Consider the following 16,561-nt stretch of genomic DNA (forward strand, 5'->3'; position numbering starts at 1 on the left):
CTCAGGCCACCTTCGCCGGGGTGAAGCCCGTCACGTCGACCGCCCGGTCGCAGACCCGGTCGCGGGCCTCGACATCATGGAAGATGCCGATGATGGCCGCGCCGCGCGCCTTGGCCTCTTCGATCAGCTGCATCACTTGCTCGCGGTTGGCCGCGTCGAGGCTGGCGGTCGGCTCGTCCAGCAACATGGCCGGGTATTGCCGGGCAAAGCCGCGCGCGATGTTCACCCGCTGCTGCTCCCCGCCCGAGAAGGTGGTGGGCGAGAGACCCCAGAGCCGCTCGGGGATGTTCAGCCGACCCAGCAGGTCCGCCGCACGCGCCCGCGCCTCTTCAGCCGTCACGCCGACCGCCAGCAAGGGCTCGGCGACCACGTCCAGCGTCGCCACCCGGGGCACCACCCGCAGGAACTGGCTGACATAGCCCAGCACCTCGCGCCGCAGCCGCAGGATTTCGCGCGGCTCGGCGCTGGCGACATCCACCTCGCCGACCATGATCCGCCCCGAGGCCGAGAGGTAATTGCCGTAGATCATCCGCATCAGGGTGGATTTCCCCGCCCCCGAGGCGCCGACCAGCGCCACGCATTCGCCGGCGGCGACCTGCAGCGAGGCGCCCTCCATCACCGGGATCACTGCCGCGCCCTGGTTGTGCAGGGTGAAGGTCTTGCTGACGTCCTGAACCGAGATCATGGTCCCGCCCTGTTCCTGTTTCATCCGATGGCTCCAAATACTGCGGGGGTCCGGGGGCAGAGCCCCCGGCCGCGCCGCGCCTCTCACACCTGCAGTACCGAGCTGACCAGCAGCTGGGTATACTCATGCTGCGGATCGTCCAGCACCTGGTCGGTCAGGCCGGTTTCCACCACCTGCCCCGACTTCATCACCATCAGCCGGTCCGCCAGCAGGCGCACCACGGCCAGGTCATGGGTGACGATGATCGCCGACAGCCCCATCTCGCGCACCAGCCCGCGCAGCAGGTCCAGCAGACGCGCCTGGACCGAGACATCAAGGCCCCCGGTCGGCTCGTCCATGAAGACCAGCCGCGGCCCGGTCACCAGGTTGCGCGCGATCTGCAACCGCTGCCGCATCCCGCCGGAAAAGGCCGTCGGGCGGTCATCCACACGGTCCTCGGCGATCTCGACCCGGCCCAGCCAGTCGACGGCCTGCTCGCGGATCTTCCCGTAATGCCGCGCGCCCAGTCCCATCAGCCGCTCGCCGACATTGCCGCCCGCGCTGACATTCATCCGCAGCCCCTCATGGGCATGCTGATGCACGAAGGCCCAGTCGGTGCGACTGAGCATGCGCCGCTCGGGCTCGCTCATGGTCACCGTGTCGACCAGCTGGCCGGCCCGATCAAACAGCACCTGCCCGGCATCCGGCGCCAGATGGCCAGCCAGGCAGTTCAGCAGCGTCGTCTTGCCCGAGCCGCTCTCGCCGACGATGCCCATCACCTCGCCGGGGTAAAGATCGAAGGACACGCCCTCGCAGCCCACCCGGGCGCCGTAGTACTTGGCCAGCCCCTCGACCCGCAGCAGCGGGCCGGTGCCGATATCGGTCATGTCCTTCATTGTCTTTGCCTCCGTACCGTCACCCGGTTCATGCCGCATCCTCCGCCACGCCCAGGGCGCCGACATGGCCCGCTTCCCGCCGCTCGCGGCAGAAGTCGGTGTCCGAGCAGACATACATCCGCCCGCCCGCATCATCGGTGATCACCTCGTCCAGATAGCTCTCGCCGGCGCCGCAGAGATCGCAGCACTTCGGCGCCTTCATCCGCTGGAAGGGGTAGTCCTCGAAATCGAGACTGACCACCTGGGTATGGGGCGGGATCGCGTAGATCCGCTGCTCACGCCCCGCGCCGAACAGCTGGATCCCGGCCATTTCCAGCTTCGGATTGTCGAACTTCGGAATGGGCGAGGGATCCATGACATAGCGCCCCTCGACCTTCACCGGATAGGCGTAAGAGGTCGCGATCTCGCCGTGCCGGGCGATATCCTCGTAGAGCTTCACATGCATCAGCCCGTATTCCTCGAGCGCATGCATCTTGCGGGTCTCGACCTCGGAAGGCTCAAGGAAGCGCAAAGGCTCGGGGATCGGCACCTGGTAGACCAGCACCTGCCCCTCGTGCAGATCGCGCTCGGGGATGCGGTGGCGGGTCTGGATGACGGTGGCCTCTGCGGTCTTCTCGGTGGTCTCCACCTGGGCGACCTTCTCGAAGAAGCGCCGGATCGAGACGGCATTGGTCGTATCGTCGGCCCCCTGGTCGATCACCTTGAAGCGATCCTCGGGCACCAGGATCGCGGCCGAGATCTGCACCCCGCCGGTGCCCCAGCCGTAGGGCATGGGCATCTCGCGGCTGGCAAAGGGCACCTGGTAGCCGGGAATGGCAAGCCCCTTCAGCAGCGCCCGGCGGATCATCCGCTTGGTCTGTTCGTCGAGATAGGCGAAATTGTACTCGCCCGAGATCTGTTCCGCGTTCATGCTCCGCACTCCCGGCTCAGGGGCGCCACGCCCCCAGCCCCTATCCGATGGCTGAAAATACTGTCGCCGAAGGCTTCGGCCCGGCACGGGCCGAACTCACGCTTGCCGCTCATTCTGCCGCCTCCTGATGCCGCGCCTCATCCGCCTCGCGCCGGATCTTGCGAACCAGCTCCAGCTCGGACTGGAAGTCGACGTAGTGGGGCAGCTTGATATGCTCGAGGAAGCCCGTCGCCTGGATGTTGTCGCAATGGTAGAGGACGAATTCCTCGTCCTGCGCCGGGGCGCCCTTGTCGTCCTCGCCGAACTCCTTCCAGCGCAGCGCCCGGTCGACCAGCGCCATGGAAATGGCCTTGCGCTCGGTCTGGCCGAAGACGAGGCCATAGCCGCGGGTGAACTGCGGCGGCTCGGATTTACTGCCCAGGAACTGGTTGACGGTCTCGCATTCGGTCAGCACCACCTCGCCGATCTCGATATCGAAACCCAGCTCGGGGATCTCGGCCTCGACCCCGACGGTCCCGATGCGCAGTTCACCCACGAAGGGGTGGTTCTTGGCGTAGCCCCGCTGGGTCGAATAGGCCATCGACAGCACGAAGCCCTCGTCGCCCCGGGTCAGCGCCTGCAGGCGCAGCGGACGCGCGGCGGGCAGCTCGAGCGGCTGGCGCGTCAGGTCGTCGGGCTGGTCCTCGGCGGGCGCAGGCGCCACCTCGTCCTGGATCAGACCCTCCTTGTTGAGGAACTCGGTCACCCGCGGCATCTCGGGATGCACCGCCGCACCCGCCTCGGGCGCGGGCCGCTCCAGCCTCTCTGCCTCAAGCGCGAAGTCCAGCAGACGGTGCGTGTAGTCGAAGGTCGGCCCCAGCACCTGCCCGCCCGGCACATCCTTGAAGGTGGCCGAGATCCGGCGGTCGCATTCCATTGCCCCCGTGTCGACGGGCAGCGAATAGCCGAAACGCGGCAGCGTGGTGCGATAGGCGCGGATCAGGAAGATCGCCTCGATCAGGTCGCCCCGCGCCTGCTTGATCGCCAGCGCCGCAAGGTCGGGATCGTAGAGAGAGCCCTCGGCCATCACCCGGTTCACCGCCAGCGCAAGCTGCTCGCGGATCTGCGGCACCGACAACTCGGCCACCGCGGGATCGCCCCGGCGCGCCTCGTCCAGCCACTCATGCGCCTTGTCGATGGCCTTTTCGCCACCCTTTACAGCCACATACATCAGACGGCCTCCGCTTCCGTGACCTTGGTCGTGCGCGGCAGCGCCCAGAGGCGGGCGCCGTCGCAGAAATAGAAATCGAGCCCCAGCGGGAACAGCGCCGCATTGCGCTGGAAGGCCGCCGTCTCGGGCAGCTCGGCCGCGCGGCTGTCGCGGATCCCGGGGCCGCGCAGCGTGACAGGCGCCCCGCCCATGCCCTCGACGATCAGCGTCGCCGAGCGGTCGGGGTATTCTGCCGTGCCGAGGCCATAGGCACCCAGATCGCCAAGCGCCTGCCAGCTGCCGAGGGCAAAGGCCGCCTCGCCCGGCCCGACCAGCGGCGCACCGCAATGGAAGGTGATCCAGTCGCGCACCTCGGTGCGGTCGTGATCGCCCGCCAGATGCACCGGGGTCTCGGGGTCGCAGAGCACCAGCAGCAGGGTCGCCGCCGCCGGGCTGACCGGCGCCGGGGCCGCGGCCAAATCGGCCAGCTGCTGCATCTCGCCGGGGCGCGCCATCGCCTCAAGCGCGGCGCGGAAGGCCCGCGCCGACTGCCGGGGCGCATCGCTGAAACCGCCCGAGAGGGCCTCACTTGCCATCGCCATCAGTCTTCTCCCCGTACCATGGTGAAGAAATCCACCTTCGTCTGGTCGGCCTTCGCGGCCCGTGCGGCCTTGGCCGAGGACATCTCGGCCTCGAGCACCTCCAGCAGGCCGGCGCGCAGCCCCTCGGCTTCGGCGCCCTGCATGCCGGCATCGACCAGCGCGGCGATCTCGGCCTTCTTGCGGTCGCGCCCCTGCACCATGGCGTGCCCGACCCGGCCATCGGCCAACTTGAGCGCACAGCGGGTGACCACCATCTCTCCAAGGTTGAAGGCCGCGCCGGTGCCCCCGGCCCGACCGCGCACCATCACGCCGCCCACCTCGGGCGCGCGCAGCCACTCAAAGCCCGGGGCCGCGCCCCGCGCCTGCCAGAGGTCCGCAAGCCGCCCCGCGGGCGCCTTCGCCAGCAGCGACATCCAGCTACGCCGTGCCGCCTCCGCTTCCGTCAATTCCTGCCGATCCGCCATTAGACACCTTGCCGATTTGTCTAGATCACTATACAACTAGACAAATCCTTACGCGACCCATCGTCCCCGCACAAGCCATCCCCCCAGACATCCGAATGAAATTTTGATGACAGACCCCCGCCCCGACCCTGCCCGCAAGACCCCTCTCTGGCGCTCCATCGCCGACGCGCTGACCAATGACATCGCCACGGGGCGCTATCGCCCCGGCGACCGGCTGCCGACCGAGGCCGAGCTTTCGGCCCGCTTCGGCGTCAACCGTCACACGGTGCGGCGCGGGCTGGCGGCGCTGGCCGACAGCGGGCTGACCCACGCCCGGCGCGGTGCCGGGGTCTTCGTGGCCCAGACGCCGACCGACTACCCCATCGGGCGGCGCGTGCGCTTTCACCAGAACATCCGCGCCGCCGGACGCCTGCCGAGCCGCCGCGCCCTGACGCAAGAGCGCCGCGCCGCCACCGCGGACGAGGCCGAACTTCTGCAAGTCCCTGTCGGAGATGAGATATTCGTCACCGAGGGCCTGTCTCTGGCGGATGAGCAGCCGCTGGCGCTCTATCGCTCGATCTTCCCGCTGTCGCGGCTGCCGGGCCTGCCCGCCTCGCTCGACCGGCTGTCCTCGATCACCCTTGCGCTGCGGGACAACGGGGTGCCCGACTACACCCGCGCCTGGACCCGGCTGACGGCGAAGCTGGCCAATGCCCACCAGGCGCTGCACCTGCAACTGCGCGAGGGTGACCCGATCCTGCGCACCACCTCGCTGAACGTCGACCCGGAAGGACTGCCACTGGAATACGGGCGCACCTGGTTCGCCGGGGACCGCGTCACGCTGACCCTCGCCGAAGACTGACGCGACGCGGACCTCAAGCGCCCCGGAGCGTTGATTTCACCTGCCCTCAGGGAAAGCGTCACGCCGCCGATACAAAGCGGGGTTATCCACAGCGGACAAGAGTTCGAGCAGAGCCATGCCAGTGTCATTGTCCCCAGTTTCCTTTCCGAGCCTGCGCCTGACCGGCGCCTCCGTGTTGCGCGACGGCGCCCTGCAGGCCCGCTCGATCGCCTTCGCCGAGGGCCGGATCACCCGCGGCCCCCTGCCCGAGGTCGACCTGAGCGGCTACCTCGTGCTGCCGGGGATCGTCGACCTGCACGGCGACGCCTTCGAGCGCCACATCGCGCCGCGCCCCTCGGCCCCCTTCCCGATCGAGACCGGGCTGCGTGCCACCGACCGAGAGGCGGCCGCCAATGGCGTCACGACCGCCTGGCTGGCGCAGAGCTGGTCCTGGGAGGGCGGTGCGCGTGGCCCCGAGTTCACGCTTGATCTGCTGGCGGCGCTTGCGCTCTACCGGCGTGATCACGCACTGACCGACCTGCGGGTGCAGATCCGCTGCGAGACCCACACCGTCGAAACCGAATCCCGCCTGCTGGCGGCGATCCGCGACCACGGCATCGACTACGTCGTCTTCAACAACCACCTCGAAGAGGCGGTGCAGATGATGGAGACCCGCCGCGAGGACCTGATGATCTGGGCCAGGAAGGCCGGGCGCAGCCTGCCGGAGCACATGCAGATCGTCCAGGAGGCCCGCCGCCAAGCCCGCGAGGTGCCGCGTTTCCTCTGCCGCCTGGCCGAGCAGTTCGACGCCCTGGGCGTGACCTACGGCAGCCATGACGACCCCGATGGCGAAACCCGCGAAACCTTCTCGATGATCGGCGCCAAGATCTGCGAGTTTCCCACCGCCCGATCGGCGGCGGCCCTGGCCCGCGCGGTCGGCGACCCGATCCTGATGGGTGCACCCAACGTGGTGCGCGGCGGCTCGCAGTCCGGCAATATCGCTGCCGAAGAGCTGATCCGCGCCGGGCTCTGCGATGCGCTGGTCTCGGACTACTACTACCCCGCGCTGCACCAGGCCGCCTTCGCGCTGGTCGACCGTGGACTGCTGCCGCTGGCCGCCGCCTGGGAGATGATCTCGACCCGGCCCGCCGAGATCCTGCGCCTGCCCGACCGGGGCCGGCTGGAGCCGGGGATGCGCGCCGACATGGTGGTGATCAACGCCGAGACCCGCGCCATCGAGGCGACGATCTGCGGCGGTCGGATCACCCACCTCGCAGGTGAGGCTGCCCACCGTTTCGCCACGCTGCCGCAACGCACCGCTATGGCCGCAGAATAGACCCACGGCCATCACATGCCCTCTCTCCTCCGGGCGCCCACGCCGGACAGGAACGCGCCTGCCCCATATCATCACCAGGCTGAAAATACTCCGGGGGGAGTCGCGCAGCGACGGGGGGCCGAGCCCCCCTCCTCCTTCTACCTGTCGCCATCCGGCGAAGGGGGGCAGAGCCCCCCTCCTCCTTCTACCTGTCTCCATCCGGTGACGGGGGGCAGAGCCCCCATCCCCCCTCTACCTGTCGCCATTCACACCCGGCGGGGTGAGCCACCGTCCTGCGGGTCCCGCATCGGTTGCCCCCGCCACCTGCCCCGGCCAGCAGCGCACCGCAAGGCGGGGGGCACCCTGCCGGTCCGTCACCCCTCGTATTTCTCGAGGAACTCCAGCGCCGGCAGGCTGCGGAAATCCTCCAGGCGCTCGCGCAGCAGGGCGTGGTCCCAATCCCACCAGGCCAGCGCCATCAGCCGCTCGGCCACCTCGGGGGGCTGGCGCAGGCGCAGCACCCGGGCCGGGGTGCCCGCGACGATCGTGTAGGGCGCGACGTCTTTTGTCACCACCGCCCCCGAGGCCACGACAGCGCCGTCGCCCAGTGTCACCTCGGGCTTGATCATCGCGCCATTGCCGATCCAGGTGTCATGGCCGATCCGGGCACGGCGGGACCGGCGGTGCTCGAAGAAGGCCTCGTCCACCTCCGCGTCGTCCCAGTAGTCGGACGAGCGATAGAGGAAATGGTGGCAGGCGGCCGTGTCCAGCGGATGGTCCGTGGCGCCGATCCGGGTGAAGGCGGCGATGTTTGCAAACTTGCCGACCGAGGCATTTGCAACATCCGCGTAGCGGTCGCAGTAGGCATAGTCATCAAAGCTGGACCAGGCGATCCGGCTGCCCTTGCCGATCTCGACATAACGGCCAAGCTGCGCCTCGGTCAGCTCGACATCGGGGTGAAGGAAGGGGGTTTCTGCACTCAGTCTTGCCATGGTGTCCTCAAATGAAACCGGAGGCCCAGGCGGACCTCCGGCACAGTCTGTGTCGCGGTGGCGGGGCGATCAATGCCCGCCTTCACCGCCCTTGATCAGCTTGCGGCGCAGCCAGCCCGAGAAGGCATCCATGGCGAAGACCATCAGCACCACCAGCAGGATGTAGTAGCTGACCTCTTCCCAGTCCTTCTGGGTGATCATCGCCTGGGTCAGCATCAGACCGATGCCGCCGCCGGTGATCGCGCCGATCACCGTGGCGCTGCGGGTGTTGCTCTCGAAGAAGTAGAGCACCTGGCTCATCAGCACCGGGGTCACCTGCGGGATCACCCCGAAGCGATAGCGCTGCACCGGTCGGGCCCCGGTCGAGCGGATGCCCTCGATCTGCTTCTCGTCAACGTTTTCCAGCGCCTCCGAGAAGAGCTTGCCGAAGCTGCCGGTGTCGGTCAGCAGGATTGCCAGGGCGCCGGTCATCGGGCCGGGGCCGAAGGCGCGCGACAGCACGATGGTCCAGATCAGCGCATCCACGCCGCGGAACAGGTCGAACAGACGCCGCGCCGCCTGGCGCACCACCATCAGCGGGGTGAAGTTGCGCGCCGCCAGGAAAGCCAGCGGCAGGGCCACGATGGCGGCGCCGAAGGTGCCCAGGAAGGCCATCAGCACCGTCTCGAACAGCGCCCAGGCGACATCGGCGTGGCGCCACATCTCGTTGTACCAGAAGTCGTGCCAGATCGCCCCCGCCTCGCCGTTCAGCGCATGGCCGGCCAGCTCCTGGAAGCCCATGCCGTGATAGGGGCTCTGCAGGGTGAAGAAGAACAGCTCCCAGCCGGTGAAGTAGCGGAAGACCTCGGTGCGGTTGCGGGTGATCGTCACCCGGCCCGCATCGGTGGTCACCATGACCCGGTTCGCGGCGGCCGAGATATAGTCGGGCAGCGGCCCCTCGGGATAGGTGGCATCGACGCCACGGGCGCTGGAGCGCGCGCTGATCGTGCCATAGCCCGGGATGTCGTATTCGACATGGTCCGGATAGTAGCGCAGCTCATGCCCCTGCGGCATGGCCACGGTGGTCACATCGCCCGCGACGGTGACCCACTCGGGCCGCGTACCCTCGGGGTACTGGCCCTTGCGCTCGCCCTCGATGGCATAGCTGATCTCGCCGCTGCGGTTGTCGCGCTCGACATGGGTCTTGTAGCTGTAGATGTCGCGCATCAGGATCGCGCCGTTCTCGGGGCGGGCACGCTCCACCAGCCCCGTCACGTCGAAGGCGAAGAAGGCATAGGCGAGATAGAGCAGCGCCAGCACCGGCAGGGCAAAGGCGCGCAGGCGCTTGGCACGGAACAGGTGGTCGGCGCGTGCCTTCAGGCCGGCGGCCGAAACGGAGGCGGTCATGGGGTCGGTTGCCAGGCTCATGCCAGAAGCTCCTCCTTGCGGCCGTGGGTCAGCCGGTCGCGCAGCACGCTGCCGATCTGGTCCACCGCGACGATGGTGATGAAGAGCAGCAGGAAGATCGCCGCCGCCTCGTCGTAGCGCCCGATGCCCCAGGCCATGGCGTTTTTCAGCTCGTAGCCGAGGCCGCCGGCGCCGACGAAGCCGAGGATGGCCGAGGCGCGGATGTTGATCTCGAAGCGCAGCAGCGCATAGCTGAGGTAGTTGGGCGCGACCTGCGGCATGACCCCGAGGATCATCCGCTGCGACCAGTTCGCCCCGACCGAGGCCAGCCCGTCGACGGGTTTCAGCGAGGCGTTCTCGTTCACCTCCGAAAACAGCTTGCCCAGGGCGCCGACCGTATGGAAGGCGATGGCGATCATCGCCGGAACCGGGCCGCCGCCCAGCACGAAGATCAGCACCAGGGCGATCACGATGTCGGGCACCGCGCGCATCACGTCGAGGATGCGGCGGAACAGCGGGATCAGCCGCGGCCAGCGCGCCAGCCCCCGGGTCGCCAGCATGGACAGCAGGATGCCGCCCATGGCGCCGATCAGCGTGGCGACGGCGGCGATGTTCAGGGTTTCGACCAGGGCGGGAAGATACTTGACCAGGTTGCCCGGCAGCTCGGTGATCTTCTCGCCGGCCTCGGACAGCACCGCGGCCGGGAAGTCGAAGATCTGGTGCAGCCCCTCCCAGAACCCACCCGCGTTGCGACTGTCGGCGGTCATGAAGCCGCTGATCATGAGGGCGATGAAGATGGCAAGCAGCACGCCGCCGTAGAGGCGCTTGCGGCGCGTCTGCGCCATGTAGCTTTCGCGGATCTGCGCGGCCGGGGCAGAGCCCCCTGCGCCATGAGCGGTCTGGTCAGGCATGGATTGTCCCGGAAAAGGGAAAGGGCCCGCGCATCTGCGGACCCTTTCGGTCGTGTCGGATCAGTTGTTGATCACCGAGCGGCGTGCGGCGACGATGGATTCGTACTCGGCATGGGTCACCGGGATGAAGTCCTTCGCATCGCCGGCGGCAACGCCATAGGCGCAGTCGGCGTCTTCTTCCCAGAGGTTGGCGGTCAGCTCGGTGACCTTGTCCTTGACGTCCTGCGGCAGGGCCTTGCGCAGCACGAAGGGACCTTCGGGGATGATGTTCGACTGCCAGATCTGCACCAGGTCGTTCATGTCGACCAGGCCGGCGTCCACGGCCTTGCGCAGGGCGCCCGAGTTGTAGCCGTCTTCCCAGTTGCCCAGACCGTCGGCCCAGGTCACGCCGGCGTCGACGTCACCGTTGTTGACTGCGACGATGGTCTGCTCGTGGCCGCCGGTGAAGACGACGTCGCCGAAGAAGGCGCCGGGCTCCATCGAGAAGCCGGCCGCGTCGATCTCGACCGAGGGGATCAGGTAGCCGGAGGTCGAGTTCGGGTCACCGAAGCCGAATTTCTTGCCTTGCAGGTCTTCCAGAGAGGTCACGCCGCTGTCGGCACGGGCGAAGCCGATCGAGTAGTAGCCGATGGAGCCGTCGAGGTTCTGCTTGACCAGCACCGGCTCGACCGCCTCGGCGTCGGCGATGAAGGTGCCGGCGTAGGACGAGGCGCCCATCCAGGCCGCGTCGATGGTGCCGCCCAGCAGGCCCTGCATCACGCCGTTGTAATCGGCCGGGGTGAAGACCTGGACTTCGACGCCGAGGGCTTCGGCGATCTTGTCGGCATAGCACTGGTTGCTGGCCATGCGGTCCTGGGCGTTTTCGCCGCCGAGGATGCCGAGACGGAACTCGGTGATTTCCTGGGCCTGCACGGCGCCGGTCAGGGCAGTGGTGGCCAGGGCGGCCGCGATCAGTTTTTTCATCTTTTCAGCTCCTTGATGTGCCCCGGCCGGTGTCGCGCCGCGGCAGATGAAATGCAGGGTCGTTCAGGCAAGCGCCTTCGCCACGGCCGCCTTGACGGCAGAGCGGTCGAGGGCGTCGATCTCGGTCGAGGTGGCCTCTTCCGAGAAACTCGCATCGGCGCCGTAGATCTCGCGCGCCATGTCGGTGGTCAGCTGCTCGGGGGTGCCGTCGAAGACGATGCGCCCGGCACGCATGCCGATGACGCGGTCGCAATAGCGGCGCGCGGTGTCCAGCGTGTGCAGGTTGGCGATGACCATGCGGCCGTCTTCCTCGTGGATGCGGCGCAGGGCCTCCATCACCACCTGGGCGTTCATCGGATCGAGCGAGGCAATCGGCTCGTCCGCCAGGATGATCTTCGGGTCCTGCATCAGGGCGCGGGCGATGGCGACACGCTGCTGCTGCCCGCCCGAAAGCGCCTCGGCGCGCTTTGGCGCATGCTCGGCAATGCCCAGGCGGTCGAGAATGTCGATGGCGCGGTGGATGTCCTCGCTCGGGTAGAGGTTGAACAGCGTGGCGAAGGTCGACCGGCGGTTCAGCGTGCCGTGCAGCACGTTCGAAACCACGTCCATGCGCGGCACCAGGTTGAACTGCTGGAAGATCATCGCGCACTCGGCCTGCCAGGCGCGCTTGGCTGCACCGGTCAGCCCGCTGATCTCACGATCCTCGAAGGAGATGCTGCCCGAGGACACGTCCTCGAGGCGGTTCAGCATGCGCAGCAGCGTCGATTTGCCGGCGCCAGAGCGGCCAATGATGCCGATCATCGCCGGTTTCGCGACATGGATGCTGGCCGCATCCACAGCGGTGTTGCGGCCGAATTTCTTGGTCAGTTGCTCGATGCGAAGCACGTAGTCATCCCCTAGATCCTTGGGGCGGGTGCTACGGGCGAAGCAAAACGAAAATGTATCGTATTTATTATAGTTTTGTAACGCAGCCCGGTGGGGAGGGATTTCCGGGGGAAAAGTAAAATCCTGTGCGGTCTGCCTCGGACCCCCGCCTGATTTTAAGACAACGGTAAGCTATCGGAACGTATCGTTACCCCTGCCGGAGACCGCTCCGGGCGGCGGCTGCCGCGTCAGGCAGGGCAGCAGGCACATGGGCCATCCGGCGCCCCGGCGGGGACCAAGTCGGAAGCCCCCCTTACCGAGCAGGCAATCGAGAACTGAATTATGGCACCTTTCACCGGCTCATCCGCCACGGACCAGGGACCCCAGCCGCCGCCCCGGGGGCCGGACCCGTCCGGGCATGATCTTGCGACCGTGCCCCAGGACGAGCTGTTCGAACGCTTCAAGCTGGCGGTCTCCCTCTCGCCCGTGCCCGCCCTTCTGGTCGGCCCCGAAGGCCGCATCGCCATGACCAACGCAGCGCTGGACCAGCTCTTCCTCTACCCCGATCGCGCGCTGATCGGGCAGAACGTCGAGCAGCTGGTTCCGCTGTCCTCGCAGGCCCGGCACCCGATCCTGCGCGAGGCGTTCAATCGGCGCCCTATCCGGCGCGAGATGGGCCAGGGCCGCGAGGTCTACGGACAACGCGCCGACGGCTCGTTTGTCCCGGTCGAGATCGGCCTGTCGCCGGTGCCCCTGGGCGGGCGCACCATGGTCTTCACCACCGTCGTCGACATCTCGGAACGCCGTCTCGGCGAAAGGCGCCTGCGCGAGGCGCTGGACGCGGCCGCCACGGCCATGGTCATGGTCGCCCCCGACGGGACGATAGAGCTGGTCAACTCTGCCGCCTGCGCGCTGCTCGGCGGGGTCTCGGCAGAGCTTGTCGGACGCAATGTCGACAGCTTTGTGCCGACCGAATTCCGCGTCCAGCATGCCGTCTATCGCCAGAGCTATGTCAACGCCTCCCGGCCCCGTGCGATGACCGAGGGACGGGATCTGCATGTGGTCGGCCTGGATGGCAGGCGCACCCCGGTCCATATCGCCCTGACCCCGATCGACGGGGTCGGCGGGCAACGCATCATGGCCACCCTGGTCGACCTCAGCCAGATCATGGCCCAGGAGCGCGAGCTGGAAGAACGCAACGCCCATCTCTCGGCCCTCAACGAAGAGCTGACCCAGTTCGCCTATTCCGCCAGCCACGACCTGCGCGCGCCCCTGGCCACGATCGCCGGGTTGCTGGAACTCTGCCTGGAGGACCTGGCCGAGGGCGAAACCCAAGAATGCACCCGCAACATCACCGAGGCCCTGAAGACCTCGCGACGCAATATCCGCAAGGTCGAACAGGTGCTGACCCTGGCCCGTGCCGGCCTCGACCCCATGCCGCCCGAACCCGTCGACCTGACCGAAGCCGCCACGGCAATCTGGGACGACCTGACCTGCGACGGGCTGGCCAAACCCGCCTTCTGCATCGTCTCGGACGGCCCCGCGGACTATATCACCGAGCGTCAGACCCTGCTGACCGCCATCGAGAACCTGCTCTCCAACGCCTGCCGCTTCCAGGACCCCACGAAAGAGTCGCCCTGGGTCGAGCTACGCCTGCGCCATGCCCCCGAAAGGCTGGAACTGTCGGTCAGCGACAACGGGATCGGCATTCCCAAGCAGGATCAGGCCCGGGTCTTCGAGCTGTTCCGCCGCTCGGGCAAGAGCACCGGCCATGGGTTGGGCCTGACCCTGGTGCAGAAACACGTTCGCCGGCTGCGCGGCAGCATCCGGCTCGACAGTTCCCCCGAGGGCACCTGCTTCACCCTCACCCTTCCCCTTCGGAGAGTCTCATGATGATCCCGACCTATATCGTCGACGACGTTGAGTCGGACCGCTATATCGCGCGGCGGCGCCTGGCCAAGAGCGGCCATTTCAGCCCAGTCGAGGAATCCGCCGACGGGGCCGAGTTCCTGCGCCGCTACTTCTCGCATGATCGCATGGACCAGCCCCTGCCGGCCCTGCCCGAACTCATCCTGCTGGACATCAACATGCCGGAACTGGACGGTTTCGAAACCATAGAAGAGCTGAAGCGGCGCCGGGACGAGGCCAATTCCTCGGGGCAGATCGTTGCGATGTTTTCCTCGTCCGACAACGAGAGGGACGTGGAGCGCTCGCAGGCCAGCGGTATCGTCGAACATTTCTTCACCAAGCCGATCAATGACAGCGCCATCGCCGAGATCCTGGAAACCTACCGGGCACGGGGATACCTCTGACAGTCTCGCCTGCCCCGGCACGGCGGCCCTGCCCGCTGCCCCGCCCGGACCGAGAGCCGGCAAGCTCCCATGCGGGGCGCCTGTTCCGAGGCAGGCTGCTGTCAGACGCCCAGGCGCGAGATCGCCGGGAGATTGCCCGCCGTCATCCCCCGGGCAATCCCGGTGCAGTGACGCACTTGATACCGGTCAGCGGTGGCATGGATCTTTCCCGCGCGTCTCCCCTGGAAACGCACGCACCCGTCGCGGGCCGAGGTTCGTCCGCGACCCTGCTGGGTGGCGTTTCTCAGCCCGACGGCGGTGATCAGCGCAAGGCGGATCGGCCTGACGCCTTGCCCCAGACCAACCGCCACAACGGCCCGCCCCAGACGCGGGCGACAGAGATGAACTCCTGCGCCAGTTGGGCCAGCTTGAGGCTGCGCGGACTGCTCAGGGAGGGGAGCAAAACTCTCCTGACTGCTCGACCCGGCCTGTGACCCGCAAGAGCCTTTTTGCCGGCCGGCCTCTCCCGGCTCAGAGGTTAGGGCAGACGAGAACCAGAGGCCGGGACTTCCCGGGATCAGCGGTGCAAGGCGGCGCTCTGTTGCTTGGCCCTTAAAAGATGCCTCCCGCCCCCGTTCGAAGACATGGTCCTGCAACGGCGGGTCAGAAACAAGAAGAAGCGACAACAGCATGGACGCCCCACCACGGCCCGAACGGAGCCTGGCGCCAGCCCCAATTCGTGTTCAGAGATTGCTGAGCTATCCCGCAGGTCCTCTTGCGCTTTCCGTCACGCGACCGGCCTGACGACATGTCGCAAAGGGTCAATCTGACCCATGGAGGACCCGCAGCGCCCATGCCACCCGAGCAGACGGGCCCCTCTCTCGAAAACACAGGCCATCCGCCGGGATCGGGCAAAGGGCAGCCGATGGGCCTTCGGCGAGATCGCAGAAGCCGCTTCTGCGAGGGAGACGCCCGGGCAGCGGGTTAGCGCCCCAGCGCCAGCGACACATGGCGCATCTTGGCAAGATGCGCTGCAACTGTCTGGACGACGAGCCAAGCTGCACGTCTGCACCCTGCCCGTCCGGACCATCGCACTACAGGGGTCGGACCCGGACCGTCCTCTTCCCTCAGTGCTTTCGGAAAATGAACTGCATTGCCGGATCCTCGGTCAGATCGCCCCAGTCCCTGTCGCCGCCATCGGGCACCAGACCGTAGGAGCGCAGCATCCGCAGGGTTTCGGCACCGGGATCGTGATGCCCCGTCCCCCGGCTCAGTTCTTCACGAACGATCTCTCGCATGGCCGCCACCAGTTCTTCGCGCTGAGCCTGAAGCGCTCTGCGGAGTGTCTGTTCGGCGATCTTGCTGCCCTCTTCCAGCGCCCGCAGGATCAGCCCCTTAAGTGCCTCGCGCGTCAGGTCGGACTTCGCCTTGTAATCGATGCACCCGCGCCGGATCGCCTCGACGGCAACGTCGTGCCGCGCCTCGCCGCTGATCATCACGACCGGGGACTGTCCGTTCTTTTCGCCCCCGCGCAGGATCTCTTGCGCCGCGAGGCCATCACCGTCCGGCAGAAGATAGTCAATGAAGACGACATGGTAGCGCCGCGCTTGCAGCATCTGGCGAAATTCATCGATTCCGGTGGCAATCGACACACGCACTGGCAAATCGGTCGAGCGGCACTCTCTCTGAAGCTGCATCGCGTCGAAGCGACTGTCATCAAGCACCAGCACGTCGATCAGGGGCGGCTCGGGTTCAGGCGGCACCGCGAAGACACCCGTCGCCGGAGCCATGACCGGGAGTCGCTCCGGCTCGTTTTTGAATACCTCCATCGCATCCTCCTTCTCACCGGATCCAGTCCCGCTTCAGGTTTCCGCATCGGGCCTTGCCAATCCTTTAACAAGGCCTTGCGCGTTTCCTCGCATTTCCAGCGATTTAGCAGACAGTCCGAGTCACTTTCCCGACCGGAGATCAGATTCGGTAACCCGGTCTTCGCAGGTCAGGTTCCAGATGGAGACATGATGAATGCCCCCACCGACACCGACCCTGAACGGACCGCCGCGACCTGCCCCGGGCCATCGTCCATGGCCCGCGGCATGGCTGGCGATGCCCAGACGGAACTTGACAGCTTCCTCGACATCATCACCCACGACCTGCGCGCCACCTTCCGGGCTTTCCAGACCATCCCCGAGTGGATCCGCGAAGACATGGGGCCACTGCCTCCCGACCAGGCAACCGCAGTCGGCAGCCACATCGACATGTTGATCACCCAGGCCAGCCGCTGTGACAGGATGTTG

The 16,561-nt window shown here is 67.3% G+C and carries 17 protein-coding genes; 5 read left to right on the forward strand and 12 right to left on the reverse strand.

The window, feature by feature from the left end:
* Position 1: 1 nt before the first annotated feature.
* From phnL to phnG, 6 genes are all read right to left on the reverse strand, one after another.
* Positions 2-685 carry a phosphonate C-P lyase system protein PhnL gene (gene phnL / locus OS124_RS0123130; RefSeq protein ID WP_029375687.1) on the reverse strand — a complete coding sequence of 228 codons (684 nt, stop codon included), beginning with the start codon at positions 683-685 and terminating at the stop codon, positions 2-4.
* Between the two features lie 83 nt (positions 686-768).
* Complete coding sequence (gene phnK / locus OS124_RS0123135; protein WP_010142434.1) at positions 769-1,551, reverse strand: phosphonate C-P lyase system protein PhnK; 783 nt, start codon at positions 1,549-1,551, stop codon at positions 769-771.
* Positions 1,552-1,588: 37 nt separating this feature from the next.
* Positions 1,589-2,470 carry an alpha-D-ribose 1-methylphosphonate 5-phosphate C-P-lyase PhnJ gene (locus OS124_RS0123140; RefSeq protein ID WP_010142435.1) on the reverse strand — a complete coding sequence of 294 codons (882 nt, stop codon included), beginning with the start codon at positions 2,468-2,470 and terminating at the stop codon, positions 1,589-1,591.
* A gap of 109 nt (positions 2,471-2,579) precedes the next feature.
* Positions 2,580-3,680 (reverse strand): carbon-phosphorus lyase complex subunit PhnI, encoded by a 1,101-nt coding sequence (locus tag OS124_RS0123145; RefSeq protein WP_010142436.1) that lies wholly within the window; start codon positions 3,678-3,680, stop codon positions 2,580-2,582.
* Positions 3,680-4,255, reverse strand: a complete 576-nt coding sequence (gene phnH / locus OS124_RS0123150; RefSeq protein ID WP_029375688.1) for a phosphonate C-P lyase system protein PhnH — start codon at positions 4,253-4,255, stop codon at positions 3,680-3,682. The genes OS124_RS0123145 and phnH overlap by 1 nt, the downstream gene beginning before the upstream one ends.
* Before the next feature lie 5 nt (positions 4,256-4,260).
* Entirely contained in the window at positions 4,261-4,674 is a 414-nt protein-coding gene (gene phnG, locus OS124_RS0123155; protein WP_010142438.1) for a phosphonate C-P lyase system protein PhnG, read from the reverse strand.
* A gap of 157 nt (positions 4,675-4,831) precedes the next feature.
* Between phnG and phnF the strand changes: the two genes are divergently transcribed.
* Both phnF and OS124_RS0123165 read left to right on the forward strand, forming a co-directional pair.
* Complete coding sequence (gene phnF / locus OS124_RS0123160) at positions 4,832-5,566, forward strand: phosphonate metabolism transcriptional regulator PhnF (protein WP_010142439.1); 735 nt, start codon at positions 4,832-4,834, stop codon at positions 5,564-5,566.
* A 115-nt stretch (positions 5,567-5,681) separates the two neighbouring features.
* On the forward strand, positions 5,682-6,881 hold the full coding sequence (locus OS124_RS0123165; RefSeq protein WP_040607883.1) for an alpha-D-ribose 1-methylphosphonate 5-triphosphate diphosphatase: 1,200 nt from the start codon (positions 5,682-5,684) through the stop codon (positions 6,879-6,881).
* Between the two features lie 353 nt (positions 6,882-7,234).
* On the opposite strand, the gene OS124_RS0123170 is transcribed toward OS124_RS0123165, so the two are convergent.
* The 5 genes from OS124_RS0123170 to phnC all read right to left on the reverse strand — a co-directional run bounded on the left by OS124_RS0123170 (position 7,235) and on the right by phnC (position 11,997).
* Positions 7,235-7,852 (reverse strand): chloramphenicol acetyltransferase, encoded by a 618-nt coding sequence (locus OS124_RS0123170; protein WP_010142441.1) that lies wholly within the window; start codon positions 7,850-7,852, stop codon positions 7,235-7,237.
* A gap of 69 nt (positions 7,853-7,921) precedes the next feature.
* Entirely contained in the window at positions 7,922-9,259 is a 1,338-nt protein-coding gene (gene phnE, locus OS124_RS0123175; RefSeq protein ID WP_010142442.1) for a phosphonate ABC transporter, permease protein PhnE, read from the reverse strand.
* A complete protein-coding gene (gene phnE, locus OS124_RS0123180) occupies positions 9,256-10,149 on the reverse strand; it encodes a phosphonate ABC transporter, permease protein PhnE (RefSeq protein WP_010142443.1) in 894 nt (297 codons plus the stop codon). Before phnE (OS124_RS0123180) ends, phnE (OS124_RS0123175) begins: the two co-directional genes overlap by 4 nt.
* 60 nt (positions 10,150-10,209) lie before the next feature.
* The gene (gene phnD / locus OS124_RS0123185) at positions 10,210-11,112 is read right to left on the reverse strand and encodes a phosphonate ABC transporter substrate-binding protein (RefSeq protein WP_010142445.1); all 903 of its coding nucleotides are present in this window, start codon (positions 11,110-11,112) and stop codon (positions 10,210-10,212) included.
* 63 nt (positions 11,113-11,175) lie between these two features.
* Complete coding sequence (gene phnC, locus OS124_RS0123190; RefSeq protein WP_010142446.1) at positions 11,176-11,997, reverse strand: phosphonate ABC transporter ATP-binding protein; 822 nt, start codon at positions 11,995-11,997, stop codon at positions 11,176-11,178.
* A gap of 411 nt (positions 11,998-12,408) precedes the next feature.
* Between phnC and OS124_RS0123195 the strand changes: the two genes are divergently transcribed.
* Complete coding sequence (locus OS124_RS0123195; RefSeq protein ID WP_010142447.1) at positions 12,409-13,869, forward strand: sensor histidine kinase; 1,461 nt, start codon at positions 12,409-12,411, stop codon at positions 13,867-13,869.
* Positions 13,866-14,288 carry a response regulator gene (locus OS124_RS25790; RefSeq protein WP_010142448.1) on the forward strand — a complete coding sequence of 141 codons (423 nt, stop codon included), beginning with the start codon at positions 13,866-13,868 and terminating at the stop codon, positions 14,286-14,288. The genes OS124_RS0123195 and OS124_RS25790 overlap by 4 nt, the downstream gene beginning before the upstream one ends.
* A gap of 1,106 nt (positions 14,289-15,394) precedes the next feature.
* Here OS124_RS25790 and OS124_RS0123205 read toward each other — a convergent pair.
* The gene (locus OS124_RS0123205) at positions 15,395-16,096 is read right to left on the reverse strand and encodes a response regulator (RefSeq protein WP_010142449.1); all 702 of its coding nucleotides are present in this window, start codon (positions 16,094-16,096) and stop codon (positions 15,395-15,397) included.
* A gap of 189 nt (positions 16,097-16,285) precedes the next feature.
* Here OS124_RS0123205 and OS124_RS0123210 point away from each other — a divergent pair.
* On the forward strand, positions 16,286-16,561 hold a 276-nt coding region (locus OS124_RS0123210), incomplete at its 3' end, for a hypothetical protein (protein WP_202799088.1).

This window comes from Oceanicola sp. S124, from assembly GCF_000220565.1.
In the GTDB taxonomy this organism is placed as follows: domain Bacteria; phylum Pseudomonadota; class Alphaproteobacteria; order Rhodobacterales; family Rhodobacteraceae; genus Pseudooceanicola.